The sequence below is a fragment of the Prochlorococcus marinus str. MIT 9201 genome, assembly GCF_000759955.1.
Taxonomy (GTDB): domain Bacteria; phylum Cyanobacteriota; class Cyanobacteriia; order PCC-6307; family Cyanobiaceae; genus Prochlorococcus_A; species Prochlorococcus_A marinus_G.
Genome location: NZ_JNAL01000010.1, coordinates 67,880 through 93,018 on the forward strand (window position 1 = coordinate 67,880; position 25,139 = coordinate 93,018).

Genomic DNA, 25,139 nt, shown 5'->3' on the forward strand with positions numbered 1-25,139 from the left:
ATTTTTAAGATTATGAGACACCAACTTAGAATCCCATTATTAAGTAAACCTGCTGACCAAAGGAAAGCACTTCTAAGAGGTTTGACTACACAATTAATTAAAGAAGGTAGAGTAACGACAACAAAAGCTAGAGCGAAAGCTTTAAGAAACGAAGCCGAAAGGATGATTACACTTGCTAAAGAAGGAAGCTTGGCTTCTAGAAGAAGAGCTATTGGATATATTTATGATAAGAAATTAGTTCACTCTCTTTTTGAAAAAGCAAACGAAAGATATGGGGATAGAAAAGGCGGTTATACACGCATAGTAAGAACCGTTTCTAGAAAAGGTGATAATGCTCAGATGGCTATAATTGAGCTTGTTTAAGTTAGTTTCTAAAGATTCTTTATTTTTAAATAACTTTTGAAAAGGGTTGCTTTATTAGTCCAATATGATGGTTCTAATTATTCAGGTTGGCAAAAACAAAAAAATGCAATTACAGTTCAAGAAATTTTAGACAGAACTCTCTTTAAGATTACAAATCATTCAGTAAAGACTTTTGCGGCAGGTAGGACTGATGCAGGGGTTCATGCATCAGGGCAGGTAGTACATTTTGATAGTGATTGTGTTATACCAGGAAATAGTTATTCTGATATTTTAAATAGTCTTTTACCTTCAACAATTAGAATCTTGGAATCAGTTGAGGTTAAAGATTGTTGGCATTCATGCTATTCAGCATTGTATAGACATTATAGATATGTCATTAATAACAGTAAATTTTCTAACTTGTTCATCAATAATTGGTCGTGGCATAGATACCAAAAAGTATTAGATGAAGTTTTAATGTCAAATGCATCAAAGAGAATGGAAGGAGAGCATGATTTTTTTGCTTTTCAAAAAAGTCGAAGTAACAGGAAAAACTCCATTACAAAAATAAAAAAAATAGATATTAAAAGAGTGGAGGATTTGATTTTAGTTGATATTAAAGCTACTGGTTTTCTATATGGAATGGTTCGTTTAATTGTTGGTCAACTAGTGTTAGTTGGAGAAAAAAAAATATCGCCAGAAATTTTTACTCATAGATGGGTAAACAAAAAGAAAAATGATGTTAAAGAATCTGCTCCAGCTAAGGGGTTATGTTTTATCAATGCTGTTTATGAAGAAAATGTTTTTCAAAAGATTAATAACAATGATTTTTTTCCAGTATTTTTAATCAAAGGTTTTTCTTAAGGAAGTTGAATTAATCAAATTTTTGTAAATCACACAAAATTGTTGTTCAATATTCCTCCAATAAGGTAGAATTTAATATTAACTTTAAATTTATTTGCATAGATTTGGTAAATGAATAAAACAATTACTCCATCTTTAGAAACCATTGAAAGAAATTGGTTTCTAGTTGACGCAAAAGATAAGACGCTTGGCAGACTTGCTACAGAAATTGCAACTGTATTAAGGGGTAAGAATAAACCAACATTTACTCCTCATCTAGATACTGGAGATTTTGTCATTGTAGTAAACGCCGAGAAAGTTGAGGTAACAGGTAAAAAAGCATCACAAAAATTGTATAGAAGACATTCTGGTAGGCCAGGAGGAATGAAAATTGAAAAATTTGAGTCTCTTCAAGAGAGAATTCCTGAAAGAATCATCGAGCAAGCTGTTAAGGGTATGCTGCCACATAACTCTTTGGGAAGACAACAATTTAAAAAACTAAAAGTTTATAAAGGTGCTGATCATCCTCATGCTGCTCAGAATCCTGTATTATTAAGTTGTTAATTTATCAAAATGAATAGTCAAATAAAAAACAAAGCTGTGTATTGGGGAACTGGAAGAAGAAAAACTTCAGTAGCTAGAGTTCGCTTGATCCCTGGTAATGGACAAATAAAAATTAATGGTCGTTCAGGCGATGATTACCTAAACTTTAATCCTCTTCACTTAAATTCAATAAAAGCACCTTTGCAAACGTTAGGCCTTGAAAATTCTTATGATATTCTGGTAAACGTTTTTGGTGGTGGATTGACAGGCCAAGCAGATGCTATTAAGCAAGGAGCAGCAAGAGCACTTTGCGAATTATCTCCCGACAACAGGAAACCTCTAAAAACTGAAGGCCATCTTAGTAGAGATCCTAGAGCAAAGGAAAGAAGGAAATATGGTCTTAAAAAAGCAAGAAAAGCTCCACAATTCTCTAAACGTTAAAGGAATTTTAATTATGCCAAAATCAGAAATCCACCCAAAATGGTATCCAGATGCAAAGGTTATTTGTAATGGAGAAGTTGTAATGACTACAGGTTCAACCCAGCCTGAATTACATGTTGATGTATGGAGCGGCAATCATCCTTTCTTTACTGGAACTCAGAAAATTCTTGATACAGAAGGTAGGGTTGATAGATTTATGAAAAAATATGGAATGGGTTCAGCTAATTCAGCTACATCGAAAGAGCAAAAAGAAGAAAAAGATTCTAAAAAATAGAATTTTTAAAAAATAAGCATAATTTCAATTGGAATACTCAACATTAATTGCAAGGTTGAAAACTGCTGCAGAAAGTTTTGCAAATTTGGAAGTGCAGCTTGCAGACCCTGATATAGCTAATGATCCAAAAAAATTAGAATCTATAGCTAGAGAGAGGTCAAAATTGGAACCTTTAGTGATTGATTTTAATAAGTTGCTTGATACTGATAAAGAAATCGAAGATTCAAAAAATCTTTTAAAAGAGAATAGAAATGATAAAGAAATGGAATCTTTGATAAATGAGGAGTTAATAATCCTAGAGGAATGTAAGAATGAACTGATTCAAAAAACCACAATTGCTTTATTGCCTAAAGATCCAAGAGATGAGAGAAGTGTAATGTTAGAAATCAGAGCCGGTGCTGGAGGTAACGAGGCTTGTATCTGGGCGGGTGATTTAGCAAGAATGTATGAAAGATATGGACAAAAAATAGGATGGTCTGTAAAACCTGTTAGTTCCTCAGAGTCAGATATGGGAGGATTTAAGGAATTAGTTATCTCAGTTAAGGGAGATTCTGTATATAGTCAACTTAAATTCGAGGCTGGTGTACACAGAGTCCAAAGAGTGCCAGCTACTGAATCTCAAGGTAGAGTTCACACTTCTACAGCTACAGTTGCAGTCATGCCTGAGGCTGATCCTGTTGAGGTTAAGATTGATCCAACCGATTTAGAGGTTGGTACAGCGAGATCAGGTGGTGCAGGGGGTCAAAATGTAAATAAGGTAGAGACTGCTATTGATCTTCTCCATAAGCCTACAGGAATAAGAGTTTTTTGTACTCAAGAGAGATCACAATTGCAAAATCGTGAACGCGCAATGGAAATTTTGAGAGCTAAATTATATGAAATTCAATTAAAAGAAGCTAATGCCAAAGAAAGATCACAAAGACTTTCGCAGGTTGGAACAGGTGATAGGAGTGAAAAAATTAGGACTTATAATTTTAAAGATAATAGGACAACAGATCATAGATTAGGTTCAAATTTTTCTCTAGAACCAATTCTCGCTGGTCAATTGGATGAAGTGATTGATGCCTGCATAGCTCAGGAACAAAAGAGAATGATGGAAGAATTTAATAACGAAGCTAATTAGGATTTTATTATATTGTCACTCCTATGACGTATTTACTCCATTCTTTATGTCTCCCAGAGTCAATTTGTCTTGTAGCCTCAAAATTGAGATTACTAAGTGGTCGATAAGGCTTTCTTCGTAAAGGCATATTTGCCTCTTCTGGGGTTCGGTTACCTTTTTGCACATTACACCTAAGACAAGCTGTAGTAACATTTTCCCAATTATCAGTTCCACCTCTGCTTCTGGGTAAAACGTGATCAATAGATAAATCACTGCCTCTATAGTTGCAGTATTGGCAAGCGTTATTATCTCTTAGAAGTATATTTTTTCTTGTTAAAGAAACCTCCCTAAAAGGAACTTTGACGTAGTATCTAAGTCTTATAACTGTAGGCAACTTGCGTCCACAATGTATCGAATATGATTTATCTTCCTCTAAGCTTTCTGCCTTACCTTTGATCATCAAAATAACCGCTCTTCTCCAAGAAGTGATATTTAAAGGTTCATAAGATGCATTTAGAACTAGAGTCTGGCCCATGCCAAAATACAATTTACATGTCATGCTAACTGTATATTTCAATAAGCGCATATAATTGTGCAAAGTTAATGCAAATTCGGCCAACAAATCAGGGATTTAATTTTGATAAATATCCAACTTTTGAAAAAGATATTGATCCAAAACAAAGAGCATGGATTGAAGTCAAAGGTAAAGCACTTGAAGCAAATGTAAGGCAGTTAAGGTCGAAGTTAAGTAAAGATTGTCAATTTATGGCAGTTGTTAAAGCTGATGGATATGGACATGATGCAAAAGTAGTATCTGAATACGCTATCAAAGGGGGAGCTTCACAATTAGGCGTTGCCACTTTAAAAGAGGGTATTAGGCTTCGTTCTGCTGGAGTTAAAAAACCAATTCTTATTCTCGGTAATCTTTACAAGAAAAGGGATTTAATAATTTCCTTCAAGAATGATCTTATGCCAACCGTAAGTAGTATAAGAGAGTGTTTAATTTGTAATAATATTGGGAAGCACTTCGGGTTGAAATTTTCTTTACATCTTAAGGTTGATACTGGAATGTCAAGATTAGGATTTGAATCTGATAAATTTGTTCAACAATTTGAAAAAATAAAATCTTTTGAAAATATTTGCATAGAGGGAATCTATAGTCATTTATCATCTGCAGATGAATATAATTCATTAGATCCTAAAAGTAGTACACAATTACAAAGACTTAAGTTTCAGGAATTATTAAAGCAAATTAATGTTGATAGTAATCACAATATCAAAACTCATTTAGCGAATTCTGCAGGCATGCTCCTTCATGAAAAATTTCATTTTCATATGGTACGTGTTGGACTTTCTATGTATGGCTATAGTCCTTTAGCAAAAATAGATAAAAATTTATCACTTAAACCAGCTTTATTTTTGAAGGTTAAAGTAGCTTTTATAAGAATTATTGATCAAGGGGTAAGTGTAAGTTACGGAGGAAACTTTGTAAGTAGTAGAAAAACTAAGTTGGCTGTTTTAAGTATTGGTTATGCAGATGGAGTCTCAAGAAATCTCTCAGGCAAGATAAATGTTATCCACAATAATAAACTTTATCCCCAAGTTGGATCTATAACTATGGATCAAATGATGGTTGACATAACAGGTTCAAATGACATAAAAATTGGCAGTACCATGGTATTACTAGGATCTGATGGAGACAAAATAATTTCTCCTGTTGATTGGGCTAAAGAATCTAACACAATTCCATGGGAAATTCTTTGTTCTTTTAATAATAGATTGCCCAGAGTGCAAGTTGATTAGACATTTCGATTAAATAAAAAATTTTGAATGTTTGCATAAAAATTGATAATGTATAAGAACTGGAGAGGTGGCTGAGTGGTTGAAAGCGGCTCCCTGCTAAGGAGTTACAGGAGGTAACTTTTGTCGAGGGTTCGAATCCCTCCCTCTCCGTAATTAATAAAGAAAATCTATTTTAATTTATATTTTTTTAAAATAAGTCAAGATTAATAGATTTTAGGTCGTTAATAGAATTTAAAATTAAGTCCGCCCCAGCATCCTGTAGATTTTTTTCATATGATTTACGTTCATTTAATCGAGACTTTGAATGTAAATGAGGCGGAGCTATTCCAATACTTATGAATTTCTGAGATGGCATTTCTTTTTTAGCGTTAATAACTGTATTTATATCTGCAATAGTATCTCCTACATATCCAATAGGAATATTTGATGTACCAAGTTTACCTCCAATAAGTTTTTTAGATAATTCAATAAATCCTTTAGGATCAGGCTTGTCCGGGGCATCTCCCATACATATTAATGGAGGTGATTTAAGCCCAAGTCTTTTTTCTAAAACAAATTTTGCAGAGGCAGATTCTGCACCACTAACAAAACCCCAAATTATTCCATTGCTTTCTAATAAATCAAAAAACTTTTTATCAACTAATAAATCCTCATTCGTTATGAATCCAGACCAATATTTGCTATCTTCATTTGGATCACCTCCAAAGTAAAGTTCTTCAAAACACTTAACTATTTCCTCTCTGGGAGGTATTTCAATATTTAAGTTTCTTTTCTTTTTAAATCTTTTTATAAATTCTAAACTTAAATCCCAGTCATTATTCCATATCCCTTCATTTTTGGCATTATCAATATCCATAGAACTTGGCTCCCACCCCGAAAATTTGTAGACTGTTTTTTTTAATGAAAGTCTGTAACTGTTCTCAACGCTACGTATTACACCATCTATGTCGAATAAAATTAAACCAATATTTTTCAATGAAATTTTGAAACCTTATATAGAAGATTAGTATTCTTATTAAAAAAAAGCAAAGAAAAAATTCTTTGAATAATTTATTTATTATTTAAACTTAATGTTATAAATATCCTCTAGGAGTAAGAAAGATTTCATCTATTAATGTTGTTTGAGAATTGCCAATAATTATTATTGATAACATATCTATTTCTTTAAAAGGGATAGTTTTTAAAGTGAAAAACTTTTTTGATTGATTTTCTCTACCTACTTGTCTAGCTATTAAAACGGGAGTATTATCTGGCCTGGATTTTAAACATTGATCAACTACACTTATTAGCTGCCAATTTCTTTCGATTGATTGAGGATTAAATAGAGCTATGACAAAATCACCTAGAAGAGCTCCTTCAATTCTTCTTTCTATTAAAGACCATGGAGTTAACTTATCACTTAAGCTTATTGAACAAAAGTCATTCATTAGTGGTGCTCCACTAAGTGCAGCAGCTAATTGAACACTACTTATACCAGGATGAACTTCAAAGTAAGGTCTATATTCTTTTTCGATTCTTTGAAGTAACTCCAAAAGCAAACCCGCCATTCCATAAAATCCAGATTCACCTGACGAAATTAAAGCTACTTTTATTCCTTCTTCGGCCAGTTTAATAGCTTTAATGCATCTTTCCTTTTCCTGAGTAAGTTTACTTTCAATGAATACTTGATCACTCCTTTTTAAGGGTTTAATCAAATCTAAATACATCTTATATCCAATCCAAACACTACATCTTGAAAGTGCTTTTTTGGCATTACTGGTTAGGAAGGAGATATCACCAGGCCCACTCCCAATAATATGTATTTCGCCATGAGTTGGATTATATTGATTTTTTGATTCTGCTACGGCGATAGATACTGCCCCAGATTGATTTTTAAAAATTCTTTTTTCTTCTAATAATTTTGATTCTTCTCCTGCTGCGAGTAAGCAAGAAGCTTCCGCTACAGAAGGGGTGCCAATTTCTTTTTCTACAATACTTGAAGGATTTGGAACAATTATTGTTGAAAGATTTTCTTTACTAAAAAACTTAATAGGCAAGTTTTTTTCTTCAGCAAGTTCTAAAATTCCTTTCTCATCTTTTTTAATATTAACCGTTGCAATTCCGGCAATTGATTGCTGTGATAAATTTCTTGACTCCATTAAATTATTTAAAGATTTTGCTATTAATTCCTTACTTGTATTTCTTTCACATCCAATGCCAATCCATAGTACCGGCGGATGCCAAGTTGTTGCATGATTTTTGAATATACTCACATGAAATGTTGAATCTGGTTCTTCAATTTCCTTTTCGTTAATTTGATTAATAATCTCCCCTGATTCTGAAGTTTTCCATAAGCTATTACCAGATAATTGTTTGCAAAATATTTCTTCGTTCTTAGCTTGTTTAATTACTAGTTTTGACCAATCCTTTATTTTGCCAGATCTTCCCCAACCCCATTGCTTCCCAAATGCATCAAGATTTAAGAAGCTTTGATCATTTGAATTATTAGTTTCTATTATTTCGCCACCAAGAAAATTAGCAATTTGACATGCAATATTTTGCGTATTTGACTGATGTAAGCCAATTAAAGGAACTATCTTGGTACATTTTTTATCTATGACTATTACACCAGGATCTTTTTCTTTAGAGGTTAAAAAAGAATTTATTATGCGTATTGATGCAGCAATTGAGCCTATAAAAATTATTAAATCTATCTCCTGCCATTTTTTTAGTAAGATTTCTCTAGGTTTTTGTACCTGAATATGCTCATTTTCCTTTCCATCCTCTTTTGAAGAACCTGCAATATATATTTCCTTGACAAATTCTGTTTTTTTTAGCCTTTTTAAAATTTCTTTTGAATTATTAGATAGACCTATCGCAATGCCTTTCAAATTAAAATTTAATTTTTGGTATGATGAAATTATATCCTGTTAGTGCATAGAAAAATAATTTTAGTCAAATATAAAAAAATATTTAAGATATTTTCCAGTATAAATGGGTATATATACTCAAAGCCCAGTCATATTAATAGATCTTGCAAAAAAAGAGAAAAGTAACAAACAGTGAAACATTTGTTACTTTGTCACATGATCAAAGAATCTTTCGCTTATTATTTTTGGTAACCAAAATTCTTATTTTGATTGGTTCGTTCCTAAAAAGTTTAATATTAATGAATGTAGGCTTTTAGGTTCAGAAAATCTACTTAAGGACTTATTACTTAGAGGTGCTAGATGACCATCAGCCCACCAGAAAGTGGAGAAAAAAACAAGAAGATTTTGGAATCACCAGTTAAGGCTGATCCAAAACCAATTGATTTTGCCAAATTAGATAAACCAGGTTTCTGGTCAAGTAAACTATCCAAGGGTCCAAAAACTACAACTTGGATCTGGAATTTACATGCAGACGCTCATGATTTTGATGTTCATGCTGGAGATGCAGAAGAAGCTACAAGAAAAATATTTTCAGCCCATTTTGGACACTTAGCTGTAATTTTTATATGGATGAGTGCCGCATTTTTTCATGGTGCTAGATTTTCTAATTACACAGGTTGGTTAGCTGATCCGACACATGTTAAACCTGGCGCTCAGCAAGTATGGGCGATTGTTGGTCAAGAGATGCTTAATGGAGATCTTGGTGCAAACTACAACGGAATACAAATAAGCTCAGGAATATTCCAAATGTGGAGAGCTTGGGGCATCACAAATGAATCAGAACTAATGGCTTTGGCTATCGGAGCTGTGGTTATGGCTGCATTAATGCTTCATGCTGGTATATTTCACTATCACAAAGCAGCCCCAAAAATGGAGTGGTTCCAAGACGTAGAATCTATGATGAACCATCATTTAGCTGGTCTTTTAGGATTAGGTTCTCTAGCTTGGGCAGGTCACTGTATCCATATTGGTGCACCTACAGCAGCTCTTTTAGATGCTATTGATGCAGGTACTCCTCTAATAATTGACGGCAAAGAGATAGCGTCAATTGCTGATATTCCAATGCCTCACCAGCTTTGCGACCCTCAGATTGTTGGTCAAATATTTCCTGGTTTGGCAAGTGGTACTGGAAACTTTTTTAGTTTGAATTGGTTTGCTTTTACAGATTTTCTAACCTTCAAAGGAGGCCTTAATCCAGTAACTGGTAGTTTATGGATGACAGATATTGCTCATCACCATCTTGCAATAGCAGTTTTATTTATAATCGCAGGTCATATGTATAGAACCAATTACGGAATTGGTCATAGCATGAAAGAAATATTAGATGCTCATCAAGGTGATCCGATCTTATTTCCAGCCCCTCAGGGTCATCAAGGTCTATTCGAATTTATGGCAGAAAGCAGACATGCACAGCTTTCAGTGAATTTAGCAATGCTAGGTTCAATAACCATAATTGTTTCTCACCATATGTACGCAATGCCTCCTTATCCCTATATGGCGATAGATTACATGACTGTTTTAGGAACATTTACACATCATATGTGGATTGGTGCTTTATTTATAGTTGGAGCAGGTGCTCATGCAGGTATCGCAATGGTTAGAGATTATGATCCTGCAAAAAATATTGGTAATGTTCTAGACCGAATACTAAAAGCTAGAGATGCTATCATTAGCCACCTTAATTGGGTTTGTATGTGGTTAGGTTTTCATAGTTTTGGACTCTATATTCACAATGACACTATGAGAGCTTTAGGAAGACCTCAAGATATGTTTAGTGATAAAGCAATTCAACTCCAACCTATTTTTGCTCAATGGGTACAAAATATTCAATCTTCTGGAATTGGTACAACGCTTTTAGAAGGTAACGGAGTAAGTCAAGTATTTAATGGCGATACTATAACTATTGGTGGAAAAGTTGCTATGAAAGCAATACCCCTTGGAACTGCAGATTTAATGATCCACCATATTCATGCTTTCCAAATTCATGTAACATTACTAATCCTTCTTAAGGGAGTTCTATACGCAAGAAATTCAAGGTTAATTCCTGATAAAGCTTCATTAGGATTTAGATTTCCTTGTGATGGACCAGGAAGAGGAGGTACATGCCAAGTTTCTTCATGGGACCATGTATTTCTTGCCACTTTCTGGATGTATAACACCATCTCTATTGTTATATTCCACTTCTCTTGGAAAATGCAGAGTGATGTTTGGGGACTTACTGGAGGTAACTTTGCTCAAAGTTCCATCACTATAAATGGTTGGCTGAGAGATTTCTTGTGGGCTCAGGCTTCACAGGTCCTAACTAGTTATGGCCAGTCAATTAGTATGTATGGTTTGATGTTCTTAGGTGCACACTTCATTTGGGCATTCAGTTTAATGTTCCTCTTCAGTGGAAGAGGTTATTGGCAAGAATTGTTCGAATCAATATTGTGGGCTCACAACAAACTCAAAGTTGCACCCACAATCCAACCCAGAGCATTATCTATCACTCAGGGACGCGCAGTAGGTGTAACCCACTTCCTCGTCGGTGGTATTGCTACCACATGGGCTTTCTTCCATGCTCGCCTTTTCGGGCTGGGCTAATTATCTGAACTTCACCTTTTTAATTCAATGGCAACTAAATTTCCATCATTTAACCAGGGTCTAGCTCAGGACCCAACAACTCGAAGAATATGGTACGGAATAGCTACTGCGCATGACTTTGAGAGTCATGATGGTATGACTGAAGAAAAGCTCTATCAGAAGCTTTTCTCTACACATTTTGGTCACCTGGCAATAATAGCCCTCTGGGTAGCTGGTAACTTATTTCATATTGCTTGGCAAGGTAATTTTGAGCAATTTGTACTTGATCCAACTCATGTTCGTCCAATTGCCCATGCTATTTGGGACCCTCACTTTGGAACTGGAATTACTGAAGCAATGACTCAAGCTGGAGCTGATGGTCCAGTCAATGTTGCTTATTCTGGCCTATACCATTGGTGGTACACAATTGGTATGAGAACAAATGAACAGCTATTTCAGGCATCTATATTTATGAGTATTTTGGCTTGCTGGACTTTATTTGCAGGCTGGTTACATTTACAACCAAAATTTAGACCATCACTAGCTTGGTTCAAAAATAACGAATCTAGATTAAACCATCATCTTGCGGTATTATTTGGATTTAGTAGCATCGCTTGGACAGGACATTTAGTTCATGTGGCAATACCTGAATCTAGAGGCATACATGTAGGTTGGGATAATTGGTTAACTGTTCTCCCTCATCCTGCAGGGTTAGGGCCTTTCTTCTCGCTTAATTGGGGAGCATATGCTCAAAATCCTGATTCTTTAGACCAAGTATTTGGAACAGCAGAAGGTGCTGGAACTGCTATCTTTACATTTTTAGGAGGTCTTCATCCACAAAGTGAAGCTTTATGGTTAACAGACATTGCACATCATCATATTGCTATTGGCACAGTCTTTATAATTGCTGGACATATGTACAGAAATACGTTTGGTATTGGACACAGTCTTAAAGAAATTACAGAAGCACATAATACAAGGCACCCTTTAGACCCTCATAAAGGAAGCTTTGGTATAAACCACGATGGTCTTTATGAAACAGTTACTAACTCACTTCACTTTCAACTTGGTTTAGCTCTAGCAGCTCTTGGAGTAGCTACTTCATTAGTGGCTCAGCATATGGGAGCTCTCCCTTCATATGCATTTATCGCAAGAGACTACACAACACAATCAGCTTTATATACTCATCATCAATACATAGCTATGTTCTTGATGGTTGGAGCGTTTGCTCATGGAGCTATATTTTTTGTAAGGGATTATGACCCTGAATTAAATAGAGATAATGTACTAGCAAGAGTATTAGGTACCAAAGAGGCTTTAATCAGTCACCTTAGTTGGGTAACAATGCTATTAGGTTTCCACACTTTAGGTATTTACGTACACAACGATGTAGTTGTAGCCTTTGGTAATCCAGAAAAACAAATTTTAATTGAGCCTGTATTTGCTCAGTTTGTTCAAGCCGCTCAGGGGAAAATGATGTATGGTTTCAATGCTTTACTATCTGATCCTACTAGTGCTGCCAGTGTCGCAGCAAATTCTTTACCTGGGAATCATTATTGGATGGATTTAATTAATAGGCAAGATGCATTAAGTGCTTTCTTACCTATCGGGCCTGCTGATTTCCTTGTTCATCATGCTATTGCACTAGGACTTCATACAACTGCATTAATTCTTATTAAAGGAGCTCTTGATGCTAGAGGTACAAAATTAATTCCTGACAAGAAAGATTTGGGTTATGCATTCCCATGTGATGGTCCAGGAAGAGGAGGTACATGTGATAGTTCTTCTTGGGATGCTATGTATTTGGCTATGTTCTGGGCATTGAATCTAATTGCATGGGTTACTTTCTACTGGCATTGGAAACACTTAGCAATATGGCAAGGAAATGTTGCTCAGTTCAATGAGTCAGGGACCTATTTAATGGGTTGGTTCAGAGATTATCTCTGGTTAAATTCTGCTCAACTTATTAACGGATATAATCCATTTGGAGTAAACGCATTATCTCCTTGGGCTTGGATGTTCTTATTCGGTCACTTAGTTTGGGCTACTGGTTTCATGTTCCTAATATCATGGCGTGGTTACTGGCAAGAATTAATTGAAACATTAGTTTGGGCACATCAGCGTACTCCAATTGCTAACCTTGTTGGCTGGAGAGATAAGCCAGTTGCACTTTCAATTGTTCAAGCTAGATTAGTTGGATTAGCCCATTTCACCATTGGAAATATTCTTACATTTGGTGCATTTGTTATCGCATCAACTTCTGGTAAGTTTGGCTAAATTTATTTTTAAATAATTAAAATCACCACATCTGTGGTGATTTTTTTTTGTTTAATTTTAATGTTGTAAATTAAGTTAAAATTATATAAATATATCAAAAATAAATGTCAGACATAAAACAATTAATTTCTATTATCATCCCTGTTTTCAATGAAAGTGAGAGTATTGGTTTTTTGTTGGATGAAGTTATAAATGTAATGTTATTAAATAAATTTAATTTTGAATTGATTGTTGTAAATGATGGTTCTAAAGACAATACTCAACAAGTATTAAAACAATTAACTCTCAAAATTAAAGAATTGTTAGTGATTTCCCTTCGCAAAAATTATGGGCAAACTGCAGCAATGTCAGCTGGCTTTGATAACTCTAAAGGCGATATTGTCATTACTTTGGATGGTGATTTACAGAATGATCCAAATGATATTCCGATATTAATTTCAGAAATTAATAATGGCTACGATTTGGTTTGTGGATGGAGGTTTGATAGAAAAGATAAATTAATTAATAGAAAGATACCGTCAAAAATAGCGAATAAATTAATTGCTCGCGTAACAGGTTTGAAGTTGCATGATTATGGATGTTCATTAAAAGCTTTCAAGAAGGAAATAATAGATGATATTAAGTTGTATGGAGAACTTCATAGGTTTCTGCCCGTTTTAGCAAATATTGAAGGTGCAAGAATCAAAGAAATTAAAGTCAACCATAGAAGCAGGCAATATGGATCTAGTAAATATGGCATCGATAGAACTTTTAGAGTTTTAATGGATTTACTAACTGTTTGGTTTATGACTAAATTTTTAACAAGACCAATGTATGGATTTGGTTTTGTAGGGATTATAAGTATTTTCATTAGCCTTGCAATGAGTTCTTATTTGATAGTTTTAAAAATAATGGGTGAGGATATTGGAAATCGTCCTTTGCTAATTTTTGCATTAATATTAGGAATTGCCGGGGTTCAATTATTTAGCTTTGGATTATTGAGTGAACTTTTAATTAGAACATATCATGAAAGTCAAAATCGTCCAATTTATAGAGTTAGGTCAATAAGTAGTACTAATCAAAATTGAATTTTTACTTGAATCTTCTGATTAATAAAGCTGAAATTTCAACCACTTCAGGAGACATATCTTTTAATCCTTTTCTTAAAATTGATAATGTTGATTTATCAGCCAATTCTTCCGCAATTTTTAATGCTTTTAATTTGTCTTCTGTATTACCTTTAAAAAGATTATACATTTTATTTCTTTGAGAATTCTTATAAAATAATGAGTACTTTTTTTCTTCGTGATTGTATAAAACACTTTTTTTATTAGATAGAAGGTTATTATTATTCTTTCTATTTTTTTTTAATTTAACAGAATGTAATTTGCCTTTATTTATTAACTTTCTAAAGCTATTTCTTTTTAAAACTAGAAGTAATATTCCTATAAAAAAAATAAGTATAATTGCGAAAAAATTTAACATGTAAAAAGTTAATAATTTTTATATCATCCAGTAATAAAATTAACACTATTTCGCAGATAAATACTAAAGTGTTTAAAGATGTTTAAAGAACTATGCCATCTGATTTACCAAGTCTCTTACCTTCAATATTTGTTCCATTAATTGGTATAGCAATGCCTGCTGTTTTTATCGTATTGATTGGAAGATTTATTACAGCAACTGAATAAATTATTAAACACTAAACTATTAAAAACATGAGCGACTTTCAAAAATCATTTTCAGAATCAACAAGTTCAATTAAGTTTGATGAGAAATACATAGATACTTCTGTACAACCAAATGATATTGGTGTTGCAGAACAATGGGCAGTAAAAACTGTTGCTGATCCATGTGTTGGTAATTTAGCTACCCCAGTTAATAGTGGCTATTTTACAAAAGCTTTTATAAATAATTTACCTTTTTATAGAGAAGGTATTTCTCCTAATTTTAGAGGCTTAGAAACTGGAGCAGCTTTTGGATATCTCCTATACGGTCCTTTCACTATGACTGGCCCACTAAGAAATTCTGAATTTGCTCTTACTGCTGGACTTCTCTCGGCTATTGGAGCTGTTCATATTTTGACAGCACTTTTGGTTCTTTATAATGCACCCGGTAAAGCACCTAATGTTCAGCCTCCAGATGCGACTGTTAATAATCCACCAAAGGACTTATTTACAAGAGCTGGTTGGGCTGATTTTACAAGTGGATTTTGGTTAGGAGGCTGCGGAGGAGCTGTTTTTGCTTGGCTACTTGTTGGGACGTTACACTTAGATACAATAATGCCAATTATTAAAAATATTTGGACTGCTGGGTAATTCCTAAATAAAAGAATAAGTAATATTTAAAATTTAATTTTAAATTAAAAGGTGAGCTCTATTTACTAACGTATTGTTCTGTCCCATCTATAATTTCTAACAACTCTTCCTGCCGAAATAAGCTTGGATTTATAATGCAATGAGATTTTATCATTAGACTGTTTTAGGGAATCTAATCCTATTCCATTTCTGCCAAAATCCTTTCCAGAGCTATGGTAATACAAGCCATCTCCTTTGTAAATTCCAATATGATCACATTTTTCTATATTTCCAAAAAATAAAAGATCTCCGGGTTGAAGAGCCGCATATGATTCTTTGAAATAAAAAAGGTGTTTACAAAAACTTTTTATTTGAAAAGAGTCTCGAGGTATATGAATATGATGCTTTAAAAAAGCAGTCTGAATTAAACCGGAACAATCAAAATTGGGTCCTAATGTGCCTCCCCAAAGGTATTCATTAGTTAACTCAGCTTGATCCTTGATCCAATTTAAAATTGAGGCAATTTTATCTTTTATAAGGAAGTGTTCATTTTTTAAACTCTCAGTTTTATTTAATTCATATTCTTCAATAATCAATCCATCTAAATTTATCCAACAGACATAGCCATCTTCATATAGTTGAACTAATATTCTTGAAAAATTATGGTTATGTTGATAAATGTTTGGATAAATTAGCCTAAAAACTCTATTTTTGAATATTTCAGTCACTAATTTATCTTCTGTTTCATTTTGATATCCAGAAATGTTAACTTTTAATTTCCACCAAATAGTTTTTGAAAAATTAGTTTGCTTAAATAGTGAGATAGGATTTTTATAAATTTCCATACAATGTCCTTTTACTATTCAAGTAAAGAGATGGGTCTAGCCTTAAATGATATTTTAGGGAAAGTATGCTCTTATATTAAAGATTTTTCAAGAGAAGATATTTCAATAACTTGGATTAATTATAAAAGTGAAAATAAAAGTGTATTTAAAGGTTTTGGGACTGGTATTAATAATACAAAAATGGTTTACCCTGCCAGCATAGTCAAGTTAGTTTATGGCCTTGCTGCATATTATTGGATTAAAAAAGGAAGTTTATTATTATCAGATGAAGTTATTGATGCTGTAAGGAAAATGTTATCTTTCTCGAGTAATAATGCGACAAGCTTCTTAATTGATTTGCTTACTGGAACAACAAGTGGACCCTGTATTGAGGGCGAATTATGGGAAAATTGGAAATATCAAAGAAGCATAATAAACGATTGGCTACATGATTTACATTGGGAGGAGTTGAGTGGTATAAATTGCTGTCAGAAGACCTGGGATGATGGACCATTTGGTCGTGAAAAAGAATTTTATGGACATAATAATAAGAACAGAAACGCTATGAATTCTGATTCGGCTGCAAGGATTTTGGAGGAAATTATGATTCATATTGATTATCAAAAAAATGATTTAAATTTACGAAGTTTTTTAAAAAGAAATTTAAATAAAGTTGTTCTTAAAAACGATTCTCTTAATCAAATAAATGGTTTTTTGGGTGAAGGATTACCAGAAAACATTAACCTTTGGAGTAAAGCAGGCTTAATGACTGAAGTTAGACATGATTCGGCTTGGTGGACTAATAGTAAATCTCTACAAACTTTATTAGTCGTTTTTTGTAATGGAGAAAAATACTCTAAAGATAGTTCTTTCTTACCATTAATAGGAAAAGAAGTATATGAATTTAATAAGAGTTATATTATTGAGGACTAAAGTAAATCGTCTAGGTAATTAGAATCTAATTTATCAGTATAGGCTTCATAAGGTAACATCATTACCTCTTCAAAATTTAAATCATTCATAATCCATTCTCTATATTCTGCTAATAAACTTTTTCTATCTTCATTATCTAATTCATAAATACGCAATGCTGTATCTTTAAAATTTTCTTTAATAAGATTTTCAAGTTCGTTTTTTTTCATATTATTTGCCTTCTACATCTAAGATTACTCTTCTAATAGTTGATAAAGCTATTCCTGTTTGTGCTCTTATTGATCGATATGAATAGCCTTCGTCACGCAATCTAATTACTAGAGATTCCTTTAAAGGACTTATCTTGGGCCTACCTCCTAAATTATTGCCATTTAATCTTCTTTTTAAAACGTTTTCTTTTTTTCTTTCTTTAAGGCAATCATTATCCAAATTATTTAATTCACATAAAATATTAAAAACTAAAGATGTTGTATTTGTAGAATATTGATTGGTAAAAAATCCAGATAAAGTTCTTAACTGGATATCTTGATTTAAAAGTTTATTTATTACTCTCATACATTCATTTTTATTAGAAAATGCGCGATCTAGTTTAGTTACGACTAATTCATCTCCTTTGGATAAAGCTTTTAAAGCTTTTTGGAATTCCGGCTTTATTTCTTCATCGCAACTTAATAGTTCAGAAAATATTAAATTGCAACCTTCATCTTTTAAGAATTGTATTTGTTCTTCTAGGTAAAAAATTTCATTATCAATTGCTCTAGCATATCCTATAGATTTTTTCTTTTTAGTCTTCTCAGATAAAAGAGATACCTTTCTTTTGAATTGAAAAGTCAAAGTATTTTAAGATATATTTTTTACTGTATCAAATACTAAGATAAAAAACACTAAATAGAACAAAAAATACATAATAACACAATCAAATTTTGTTTTTGGATGTTTATCTAATGTTTTTTTACTGTTTCAAAAATTACGTTCTATAAAATGTTCTATATATGATTATAGAACATCAAGATTTCTAAGTTTATGATTTAAAAAGAGGTGCACGTACAATATTTCATTTACTGCAGATAAATTTAAATAGTAAAAAATATAAATTTTGATTAAAATTTATTTAGATGATGCTGATAAAAGTAATTTGACAAGTATTTCCAAAAATGCGGTATCAAAACCAGATTGGTTAAGGGTAAAGGCTCCTCAATTTGAGAGGATAGGTAATACCGCAAATTTATTGAGTGATTTAAAATTAAATACGGTTTGTCAGGAAGCAAGCTGTCCAAATATTGGAGAATGTTTTGCAAGTGGTACTGCGACTTTTTTAATCATGGGTCCAGGCTGTACTAGAGCATGTCCGTATTGCGATATTAATTTTGATAGATCTAAAAGAGATTTGGATCCAACTGAACCTTATCGTCTAGCAGAGGCTGTTTCTAGGATGAATCTCAAACACGTAGTTATTACATCAGTAAACAGAGATGATCTAGATGATGGAGGGGCATCACAGTTTTTTCAATGCGTTTTGGAAGTAAGAAAAAAATCTCCAGAGACAACTATTGAACTATTAATCCCTGATTTATGTGGTAACTGGCAAGCGCTTGAATTGGTTTTAGATTCAAAACCAAATGTCCTAAATCATAATATTGAAACTGTAAAAGGTTTATATAGGAAAGTAAGGCCTCAAGGTAATTATCAAAGAACTTTAGATTTACTGAAACGCACAAGAGAATATTTTCCGAGTGTCTATACAAAATCTGGTTTTATGCTGGGATTAGGAGAAAGTGATGATGAGGTTTTAAATCTTCTTTCTGATTTAAAAAATCATTTTGTAGATATAGTTACTATTGGTCAATATTTATCTCCAGGTCCAAAACATTTACCTGTCCAAAGATTTGTAAGTCCTGCAAAATTTAATTTTTTCAAATTGTTTGGAGAAGATAATCTTGGTTTAATGCAAGTAGTAAGTTCTCCTTTAACTCGAAGTAGTTATCATGCTGAAGAGATTCAAAAATTAATGAAAAAATATCCAAGATAAGCCAATTATTCTTTAGAAATATCAATCCATTCATTTAATTTCCAATCAACAATTTTATTTTTAATCATTGGATCTTCCTTAATTATTTTTAGTGCCTCTTCATAAGTATTAACTTCTATTATCAAGAGGCCACCGGCACCAGGTTCCTTAATTTCATTTACTAAAAATCCACTTTTTATATTCACTCCAGCTTTTGTTAATTCTTTTATCCACAATTTATGCTTATCAATTAATTTCTTTTTAAATTTGTTTTTACTTAAAAATTCCTTTTTAATAATCTCTGTTTTTACAAAAATCGGCATTTATTGATTTTTTAATCCAAGCATTTCTTTTTCACTGGGAGGCACGATTACTTTGAATAAAGTTTTAAAATAGCTCCAATCTTTTAGAAGATTAGCTGCTTTAGGACTCTGCGTTTTGTCATGATAATCGTTAATTATTTCTAATAAAATTTGTTCTTGTTTTGGAGTACTAATTTCATAGACACTTACTATTTCTTTATTTACCTTTTTTTCTAAATCATTTTTTTCATCAAGTATAAATGCTACTCCCCCAGTCATTCCTGCTCCAATATTTCTTCCTATAGAGCCAAGAATTAGAATTTTGCCTCCTGTCATATATTCACAGCAATGATCTCCTGCACCTTCAGTAACAGCAACTGCTCCACTATTTCTTACAGCAAACCTTTCACCTGATTTACCCAAAGCATATAACTTTCCTCCAGTCGCGCCATAAAGACAAGTATTGCCTAAAATGACTTGCTCCGATGAATTCTTATCTATTCTTGGCGGAATTATGGTTAGCATTCCTCCATTCATCCCTTTGCATACATAATCATTTGCTTCTCCAATTAATTTAATAATCATTCCTTTCAATAAAAAGGCTCCAAAACTTTGACCTGCATGACCTTTAAAAATTAGATTCACTGCGCCCTCAAAGCCCTTATTGCCATAATGCTGAGCAAGCTCTCCTGAAATTTTTGCACAAACACTTCTATCAGTATTTTTGATTTCAATTTTTTTACTGAATTCGCCATGAGTAGTGAGCGCATTTATGAATTGAGCATCAGTTAAAATCGAGTCTTCCAATACAGATCCATTACTATGAGCATTGTTTGAATGTTTAATCCATGATCTATCTTTATAGCTAATTTCATTGTTAACAAGAGAAGTTAGATCGATATTTTCCGTTTTAGGCAGACTAATATTTCTTGTGGTCAGAAATTCTTTGTTACCAATTAATTCTTCCATTGTTTTGACACCAATGGTACTCAATATTTGTCTTATTTCTTCAGCAATATAGATAAAAAAGTTAACAACGTTATCTGGTAAACCTTTGAACCTTTTTCTTAATTCTTCTTTTTGTGTTGCTACACCAACAGGACAAGTATTTTTATGGCAAACTCGTGCCATAACACACCCTTCAGCAATCATTGCTACTGATCCAAATCCATATTCTTCTGCGCCCAAAAGAGCAGCAATCACGACATCCCATCCTGTTTTAAGGCCACCGTCAGTTCTTAAAAGTACTCTGTCGCGAAGATTATTATCAAGAAGTGATTGATGTACCTCTGCTAAACCAAGCTCCCAAGGCAATCCAGCGTGTTTAATGGAGCTCAAGGGAGAAGCACCTGTTCCTCCATCATGGCCAGAGATTTGTATAACATCTGCGTTTGCTTTACTTACTCCCGCGGCTATAGTTCCAATACCAATTTCAGAAACAAGTTTCACACTTACTTTTGCTTTAGGATGAACCTGATGAAGATCATGAATAAGTTGTGCTAAATCTTCAATTGAGTAAATATCATGATGCGGAGGTGGAGAAATTAAAGCCACGCCAGGCTTACTGTTCCTGAGTTTTGCTATGTAGGAATCGACTTTTGGACCAGGAAGTTGCCCCCCTTCCCCTGGCTTTGCACCTTGGGCCATTTTAATTTCAAGTTGTTTACCACTTCGAAGATATTCAGGGGTAACTCCAAATCTTCCTGAGGCGATCTGCTTTATGGCAGAACAAGCCGTATCTCCATTTTCTAGACCTTTTATAAATGGCAAAGTAGCTGATTGAGTATTTTCATCAATATCATTTAAAACATTAAAACGAGCTGGATCTTCTCCCCCTTCACCACTATTACTTTTTCCACCAATTCTATTCATTGCAACTGCTAAAACTTCATGCGCCTCTCTTGATAAAGCACCTAAACTCATTCCTCCTGTACAGAACCGTTTGCAAATTGATTCAACACTTTCAACTTCACTTATTGGTATGCTTTCCCTATTAGAATTTATTGTCAGTAAGTCTCTTAGAGCAGTTATTGGTCTCTTACTAATCAGTTCTTTGTACAATTTGAAGTGCTCATAACCTGGTCCTTGTTTTACCGCAGAATGGAGTGCCTTTGACATTTCAGGATTATTTGAGTGATATTCTCCATAATTTCTGAATTGCACAAATCCTAAAAATTCGAGTTTTTTCAGATCAATTTCTGGATAAGCTTTTGTGTGAATTGAAATTGATTCATTAGCTAATTCTGTTAAAGTGATTCCAGCAATACGACTTGTTGTCCCGTCGAAACCAAGTTTGATTAAATCAGAGCCTAAACCTACCGCTTCAAAAATCTGTGCCCCATGGTAACTAGAAAGAAGTGAGATTCCTATCTTAGAAAGTATTTTCCGTAAGCCATCCTCTAAAGCTTTTTTAATGTTGCTCTGAACCTTATCTGTTGATAATGAATCAATTTTTTTGCTCTCTATTAGTTTTTGAGTCTTAGGATGCTTTAACCAATGTCTCCCTGATTCAAATATTAGCCAAGGGCAAACAGCACTAACTCCATATCCAATGAGACATGCTAAATGATGAGTACTCCAACATTGACCAGTCTCAATTATTAGGGAGGCTTTTAATCTTGTTTCTTTTTTAAGAAGATAATGATGAATTGCACCTACAGCTAAGAGAGGGGGAATAAAACTTTTTGTTGAGCTTACTCCTTTATCAGAGATAATGATTAAAGCGCATCCATTATTAACCGCTTTTTCACTTTGCTCGCAAATATCATTTAATTTACCTTCAAATCCTTTGATTCCTTTGTCGATTTCATACAAGGTTGAGATCGTTTGAGATTTAATTTTTGATTTTTTAATTGAAATCAGTTCCTCTTCATTGAGAATTGGACTCTGTAAATGAACAAAAGGTTTAAGATCTTTAATCTCAAATGGTGAACATCTTTCTCCAAGATGCATTTCAAGACTCATTACAAGTTTTTCACGAAGAGGATCTATTGGAGGATTAGTTACCTGAGCAAATCTTTGCTTGAAATAGTCATATAAAATATGTGGTTTTGATGAGAGCACTGCTAATGGAATGTCGTCGCCCATGCAATAAGTTGGCTCTTTAGCTAATGAAGCCATTGAATCTAAGATTAGATCATTATCTTCCGCTGAAAAACCATATGCAGTTTGTTGTTGTAACAACTCTAGGTCTTTTAGTTTGCAGTCTTGAATCCATTCATTATTTTCTATTTTTATGGTTCTATTGATAAGAAGATTTTTATAATCATGCCTTTGAGCTGCTTCAGTTTTTACCTCCCAATTTCTGAGGATTCTACTTTGATGAAAATCAACAGCCAACATTTGTCCCGGCCCTAATCGACCTTTTTCTATAACTTTTTCCTCTTCAAGATCTACTACTCCTGTTTCAGAACCCATAATTACAAAACCATCATTTGTTATTGAATATCTTGCTGGTCTTAGACCATTTCTATCGAGCGTTGCTCCTACAAAATTTCCATCTGCAAATACAATTAGAGCAGGACCATCCCAAGCTTCTTGTAGGCTCGCTGAATACTCATAAAATGATTTAATTTCTTCTCTTTGTTCAAGTTCTGGTTGATCTCTAAATGCTTCTGGAACAAGTTTTAATAATGAGTCAGTAATGGGCTGACCGGAACGAATATTAATTTCAAGAGTTGCATCAAGATTTGATGAATCACTTTTATTTATATCTACGATTGGCTTTATTTCTTTAGATAACTCTCCCCAAAATTCATCTATGTGTGTTTCTGAGGCTTTAGCCCAATTTATGTTACCTAAGAGAGTATTGATTTCCCCGTTATGACCTAAGAATCTCATCGGTTGAGCTAGTGGCCATTTTGGAAGTGTATTTGTACTAAATCTTCTATGGTAAACAGAAAATGAAACCTTGAAATTCTCTTTTTTTAGATCTTGATAAAACTCAGATAATATTTCAGACCTAACCATACCTTTGTATACAACTGTTTGAGAACTAAGTGAGGCGAAATAAAATTCACAATCCCCAACATCGTTTTTAAAGGTATCTCTTATTTTTTTTTCAATTCTTTTCCTTAATTGGAATAAAAGCCTTTCAATATTTTGATTATCTTTTGTATCTATGTATAAAATCCACTGACAAATGTATGGGACATTCGCTTTGGCTAAAGGACCTAAGATTTCATTATTTACAGGAACTGTTCTCCAAGACGTTTCTTTGACTCTTAATTTTTCTGCTTCCTCTTCACATATTGATTTACATTCCTCAATCTTTTCTTTTTTATTAGGCATAAAAACCATGCCTAAACCTCTATTCAATTCTTTAGTATTTTTTTTATTCATCTCTTCTTCTAAATATCCCCATGGAATTGAACATAAAATGCCTGCTCCATCTCCTGAGTCACTATCGCCTCCACAACCTCCTCTATGCTCCATGCAGTTGAGGCCTTTCAAGGATTGTTTTAGGATCCAGTTGCTTTCTATCCCTTTAATATTTGCTATAAAACCTACTCCGCACGCATCTTTCTCACCGATTATTCCATTTGGGGAATAACTATCTTGATATGGCTCAACGATTCTTTTGATACTCTCTGCCATAGATTATTTAATTCTATTTAGTTATTTATGTATTTCTATTATAAAAATAAATATGTAAATAAATCTAAAGATAATTAATATTTACCAAAAAATTTTAATTTCATAAATTTTGAAAAAAATATCATGAAAAACTTTTAGTTGGTGCTCGTAAAAGGTTATGATACTGAAATGTTTATTTTTTTCAAAATATAATAGATGCCTACCATCTCACAACTAATAGGTTCAGAGAGAAAACGTCTGACAAGGAAAACAAAATCTCCTGCATTAAAAGCTTGCCCTGAAAGAAGAGGAGTTTGTACGAGAGTTTATACATCAACACCTAAAAAACCTAATTCAGCTCTAAGAAAAGTTGCAAGGGTAAGGTTAACTTCTGGTTTCGAAGTAACTGCTTACATCCCAGGAATTGGGCATAATTTGCAAGAACACTCTGTAGTTCTACTTAGGGGTGGAAGAGTTAAGGATTTGCCAGGAGTTAGATATCATATAATAAGAGGAACTTTAGATACTGCTGGAGTCAAAGATAGACGTCAATCCAGATCTAAGTATGGAGCAAAAGCTCCAAAAGATTAATTTGTAAACTTCTCATTTAAAAAACATGTCACGTCGTAATGCAGCAGTAAAAAGACCGGTTCTTCCAGATCCTCAATTTAATAGTCGTCTTGCATCAATGATGATTTCTCGATTGATGAAACATGGTAAAAAGTCTACAGCACAAAAAATATTGTCAGATGCTTTTTCTTTAATCAGTGAAAGAACTGGAAGTAATGCAGTCGAATTATTTGAAACAGCTGTTAAAAATGCTACTCCTCTAGTTGAGGTAAGAGCTAGAAGAGTTGGTGGTGCAACATATCAAGTACCAATGGAAGTGCGTCAGGAGAGGGGAACAGCTATGGCATTAAGATGGCTTGTTACATTTTCACGTGCAAGGAATGGCAAAAGTATGTCTCAAAAACTTGCTGGTGAATTGATGGATGCAGCAAATGAAACCGGTAGTGCAGTCAAAAAGAGAGAAGACACTCACAAAATGGCTGAAGCTAATAAGGCTTTTGCACATTACAGATATTAATTTCATCAAAAAGGTACTCAAGTAGTTTATTATTATAA

Annotated in this window: 25 protein-coding genes and 1 tRNA gene; 17 read left to right on the forward strand and 9 right to left on the reverse strand. The window is 33.4% G+C overall.

The window, feature by feature from the left end; all coding sequences use genetic code 11:
• Positions 1-12: 12 nt before the first annotated feature.
• From rplQ to prfA, 6 genes are all read left to right on the forward strand, one after another.
• Positions 13-363, forward strand: a complete 351-nt coding sequence (gene rplQ, locus EU95_RS05115) for a 50S ribosomal protein L17 (RefSeq protein WP_032522006.1) — start codon at positions 13-15, stop codon at positions 361-363.
• 36 nt (positions 364-399) lie between these two features.
• Positions 400-1,206, forward strand: a complete 807-nt coding sequence (truA, locus tag EU95_RS05110) for a tRNA pseudouridine(38-40) synthase TruA (RefSeq protein ID WP_032522007.1) — start codon at positions 400-402, stop codon at positions 1,204-1,206.
• Between the two features lie 111 nt (positions 1,207-1,317).
• Positions 1,318-1,749 carry a 50S ribosomal protein L13 gene (gene rplM, locus EU95_RS05105; protein ID WP_032522008.1) on the forward strand — a complete coding sequence of 144 codons (432 nt, stop codon included), beginning with the start codon at positions 1,318-1,320 and terminating at the stop codon, positions 1,747-1,749.
• A 9-nt stretch (positions 1,750-1,758) separates the two neighbouring features.
• A complete protein-coding gene (rpsI, locus tag EU95_RS05100) occupies positions 1,759-2,169 on the forward strand; it encodes a 30S ribosomal protein S9 (RefSeq protein ID WP_011377166.1) in 411 nt (136 codons plus the stop codon).
• Positions 2,170-2,182: 13 nt separating this feature from the next.
• The gene (rpmE, locus tag EU95_RS05095) at positions 2,183-2,443 is read left to right on the forward strand and encodes a 50S ribosomal protein L31 (RefSeq protein ID WP_011819146.1); all 261 of its coding nucleotides are present in this window, start codon (positions 2,183-2,185) and stop codon (positions 2,441-2,443) included.
• A 28-nt stretch (positions 2,444-2,471) separates the two neighbouring features.
• Positions 2,472-3,566: a peptide chain release factor 1 gene (gene prfA, locus EU95_RS05090; protein ID WP_032522009.1), complete on the forward strand. Its 1,095-nt coding sequence runs from the start codon at positions 2,472-2,474 to the stop codon at positions 3,564-3,566.
• Positions 3,567-3,573: 7 nt separating this feature from the next.
• On the opposite strand, the gene EU95_RS05085 is transcribed toward prfA, so the two are convergent.
• A complete protein-coding gene (locus EU95_RS05085; protein WP_032522122.1) occupies positions 3,574-4,131 on the reverse strand; it encodes an HNH endonuclease in 558 nt (185 codons plus the stop codon).
• 17 nt (positions 4,132-4,148) lie between these two features.
• On the opposite strand from EU95_RS05085, the gene alr reads away from it, so the two are divergent.
• Together alr and EU95_RS05075 are read left to right on the forward strand one after the other, a co-directional pair.
• Positions 4,149-5,348 (forward strand): alanine racemase, encoded by a 1,200-nt coding sequence (alr, locus tag EU95_RS05080; RefSeq protein ID WP_032522010.1) that lies wholly within the window; start codon positions 4,149-4,151, stop codon positions 5,346-5,348.
• A gap of 61 nt (positions 5,349-5,409) precedes the next feature.
• A tRNA-Ser gene (locus EU95_RS05075) sits at positions 5,410-5,498 on the forward strand.
• Between the two features lie 37 nt (positions 5,499-5,535).
• Here EU95_RS05075 and EU95_RS05070 read toward each other — a convergent pair.
• On the reverse strand, positions 5,536-6,324 hold the full coding sequence (locus EU95_RS05070) for a TIGR01548 family HAD-type hydrolase (RefSeq protein WP_032522011.1): 789 nt from the start codon (positions 6,322-6,324) through the stop codon (positions 5,536-5,538).
• Positions 6,325-6,421: 97 nt separating this feature from the next.
• Entirely contained in the window at positions 6,422-8,218 is a 1,797-nt protein-coding gene (cobJ, locus tag EU95_RS05065; protein ID WP_032522012.1) for a precorrin-3B C(17)-methyltransferase, read from the reverse strand.
• Between the two features lie 339 nt (positions 8,219-8,557).
• Between cobJ and psaA the strand changes: the two genes are divergently transcribed.
• The 3 genes from psaA to EU95_RS05050 all read left to right on the forward strand — a co-directional run bounded on the left by psaA (position 8,558) and on the right by EU95_RS05050 (position 14,163).
• Positions 8,558-10,840 carry a photosystem I core protein PsaA gene (gene psaA, locus EU95_RS05060; protein WP_032522013.1) on the forward strand — a complete coding sequence of 761 codons (2,283 nt, stop codon included), beginning with the start codon at positions 8,558-8,560 and terminating at the stop codon, positions 10,838-10,840.
• 27 nt (positions 10,841-10,867) lie between these two features.
• A complete protein-coding gene (gene psaB, locus EU95_RS05055; RefSeq protein WP_032522014.1) occupies positions 10,868-13,096 on the forward strand; it encodes a photosystem I core protein PsaB in 2,229 nt (742 codons plus the stop codon).
• A 104-nt stretch (positions 13,097-13,200) separates the two neighbouring features.
• On the forward strand, positions 13,201-14,163 hold the full coding sequence (locus EU95_RS05050) for a glycosyltransferase family 2 protein (RefSeq protein WP_032522016.1): 963 nt from the start codon (positions 13,201-13,203) through the stop codon (positions 14,161-14,163).
• A 4-nt stretch (positions 14,164-14,167) separates the two neighbouring features.
• Here the strand turns inward: EU95_RS05050 and EU95_RS05045 are convergent, their stop codons facing one another.
• A complete protein-coding gene (locus EU95_RS05045) occupies positions 14,168-14,560 on the reverse strand; it encodes a hypothetical protein (RefSeq protein ID WP_032522018.1) in 393 nt (130 codons plus the stop codon).
• A gap of 92 nt (positions 14,561-14,652) precedes the next feature.
• Between EU95_RS05045 and EU95_RS05040 the strand changes: the two genes are divergently transcribed.
• Together EU95_RS05040 and EU95_RS05035 are read left to right on the forward strand one after the other, a co-directional pair.
• Positions 14,653-14,766 carry a photosystem I reaction center subunit VIII gene (locus EU95_RS05040; RefSeq protein WP_002807990.1) on the forward strand — a complete coding sequence of 38 codons (114 nt, stop codon included), beginning with the start codon at positions 14,653-14,655 and terminating at the stop codon, positions 14,764-14,766.
• Between the two features lie 27 nt (positions 14,767-14,793).
• Positions 14,794-15,393, forward strand: a complete 600-nt coding sequence (locus EU95_RS05035) for a photosystem I reaction center protein subunit XI (protein ID WP_032522019.1) — start codon at positions 14,794-14,796, stop codon at positions 15,391-15,393.
• Between the two features lie 65 nt (positions 15,394-15,458).
• Here the strand turns inward: EU95_RS05035 and EU95_RS05030 are convergent, their stop codons facing one another.
• Complete coding sequence (locus EU95_RS05030; RefSeq protein WP_032522020.1) at positions 15,459-16,217, reverse strand: C40 family peptidase; 759 nt, start codon at positions 16,215-16,217, stop codon at positions 15,459-15,461.
• A gap of 3 nt (positions 16,218-16,220) precedes the next feature.
• Between EU95_RS05030 and EU95_RS05025 the strand changes: the two genes are divergently transcribed.
• Positions 16,221-17,129: a serine hydrolase gene (locus EU95_RS05025; protein ID WP_032522021.1), complete on the forward strand. Its 909-nt coding sequence runs from the start codon at positions 16,221-16,223 to the stop codon at positions 17,127-17,129.
• On the opposite strand, the gene EU95_RS05020 is transcribed toward EU95_RS05025, so the two are convergent.
• Positions 17,126-17,338, reverse strand: coding sequence for a hypothetical protein (locus tag EU95_RS05020; protein WP_032522023.1), 213 nt, complete (start codon positions 17,336-17,338; stop codon positions 17,126-17,128). The two genes, EU95_RS05025 and EU95_RS05020, sit on opposite strands and share 4 nt — an antisense overlap.
• Position 17,339: 1 nt before the next feature.
• Complete coding sequence (locus EU95_RS0108870) at positions 17,340-17,963, reverse strand: recombinase family protein (RefSeq protein WP_032522024.1); 624 nt, start codon at positions 17,961-17,963, stop codon at positions 17,340-17,342.
• 301 nt (positions 17,964-18,264) lie between these two features.
• On the opposite strand from EU95_RS0108870, the gene lipA reads away from it, so the two are divergent.
• A complete protein-coding gene (gene lipA, locus EU95_RS05015; protein ID WP_193742467.1) occupies positions 18,265-19,158 on the forward strand; it encodes a lipoyl synthase in 894 nt (297 codons plus the stop codon).
• A 5-nt stretch (positions 19,159-19,163) separates the two neighbouring features.
• On the opposite strand, the gene EU95_RS05010 is transcribed toward lipA, so the two are convergent.
• Together EU95_RS05010 and gltB are read right to left on the reverse strand one after the other, a co-directional pair.
• A complete protein-coding gene (locus EU95_RS05010) occupies positions 19,164-19,460 on the reverse strand; it encodes a YciI family protein (RefSeq protein ID WP_032522027.1) in 297 nt (98 codons plus the stop codon).
• Complete coding sequence (gltB, locus tag EU95_RS05005) at positions 19,461-24,035, reverse strand: glutamate synthase large subunit (protein WP_032522028.1); 4,575 nt, start codon at positions 24,033-24,035, stop codon at positions 19,461-19,463.
• Positions 24,036-24,230: 195 nt separating this feature from the next.
• On the opposite strand from gltB, the gene rpsL reads away from it, so the two are divergent.
• Positions 24,231-24,605 carry a 30S ribosomal protein S12 gene (gene rpsL, locus EU95_RS05000; protein WP_025915119.1) on the forward strand — a complete coding sequence of 125 codons (375 nt, stop codon included), beginning with the start codon at positions 24,231-24,233 and terminating at the stop codon, positions 24,603-24,605.
• Positions 24,606-24,630: 25 nt separating this feature from the next.
• Positions 24,631-25,101 (forward strand): 30S ribosomal protein S7, encoded by a 471-nt coding sequence (gene rpsG, locus EU95_RS04995; protein ID WP_032522029.1) that lies wholly within the window; start codon positions 24,631-24,633, stop codon positions 25,099-25,101.
• The last annotated feature ends 38 nt before the right edge of the window (positions 25,102-25,139 follow it).

Excerpts from the sequence above, each read along its gene's own strand:
- EU95_RS05025 (WP_032522021.1), top strand. The coding sequence starts at position 16,221 with ATGTCCTTTTACTATTCAAGTAAAGAGATGGGTCTAGCCTTAAATGAT.
- EU95_RS05030 (WP_032522020.1), bottom strand. The coding sequence starts at position 16,217 with ATGGAAATTTATAAAAATCCTATCTCACTATTTAAGCAAACTAATTTT.
- gltB (WP_032522028.1), bottom strand. The coding sequence starts at position 24,035 with ATGGCAGAGAGTATCAAAAGAATCGTTGAGCCATATCAAGATAGTTAT.
- psaA (WP_032522013.1), top strand. The coding sequence starts at position 8,558 with ATGACCATCAGCCCACCAGAAAGTGGAGAAAAAAACAAGAAGATTTTG.
- rpmE (WP_011819146.1), top strand. The coding sequence starts at position 2,183 with ATGCCAAAATCAGAAATCCACCCAAAATGGTATCCAGATGCAAAGGTT.
- EU95_RS05020 (WP_032522023.1), bottom strand. The coding sequence starts at position 17,338 with ATGAAAAAAAACGAACTTGAAAATCTTATTAAAGAAAATTTTAAAGAT.
- rplQ (WP_032522006.1), top strand. The coding sequence starts at position 13 with ATGAGACACCAACTTAGAATCCCATTATTAAGTAAACCTGCTGACCAA.
- EU95_RS05040 (WP_002807990.1), top strand. The coding sequence starts at position 14,653 with ATGCCATCTGATTTACCAAGTCTCTTACCTTCAATATTTGTTCCATTA.
- EU95_RS05045 (WP_032522018.1), bottom strand. The coding sequence starts at position 14,560 with ATGTTAAATTTTTTCGCAATTATACTTATTTTTTTTATAGGAATATTA.
- EU95_RS05035 (WP_032522019.1), top strand. The coding sequence starts at position 14,794 with ATGAGCGACTTTCAAAAATCATTTTCAGAATCAACAAGTTCAATTAAG.
- EU95_RS05085 (WP_032522122.1), bottom strand. The coding sequence starts at position 4,131 with ATGCGCTTATTGAAATATACAGTTAGCATGACATGTAAATTGTATTTT.
- rpsG (WP_032522029.1), top strand. The coding sequence starts at position 24,631 with ATGTCACGTCGTAATGCAGCAGTAAAAAGACCGGTTCTTCCAGATCCT.
- EU95_RS05010 (WP_032522027.1), bottom strand. The coding sequence starts at position 19,460 with ATGCCGATTTTTGTAAAAACAGAGATTATTAAAAAGGAATTTTTAAGT.
- psaB (WP_032522014.1), top strand. The coding sequence starts at position 10,868 with ATGGCAACTAAATTTCCATCATTTAACCAGGGTCTAGCTCAGGACCCA.
- rpsL (WP_025915119.1), top strand. The coding sequence starts at position 24,231 with ATGCCTACCATCTCACAACTAATAGGTTCAGAGAGAAAACGTCTGACA.
- EU95_RS05050 (WP_032522016.1), top strand. The coding sequence starts at position 13,201 with ATGTCAGACATAAAACAATTAATTTCTATTATCATCCCTGTTTTCAAT.
- alr (WP_032522010.1), top strand. The coding sequence starts at position 4,149 with ATGCAAATTCGGCCAACAAATCAGGGATTTAATTTTGATAAATATCCA.
- rplM (WP_032522008.1), top strand. The coding sequence starts at position 1,318 with ATGAATAAAACAATTACTCCATCTTTAGAAACCATTGAAAGAAATTGG.
- rpsI (WP_011377166.1), top strand. The coding sequence starts at position 1,759 with ATGAATAGTCAAATAAAAAACAAAGCTGTGTATTGGGGAACTGGAAGA.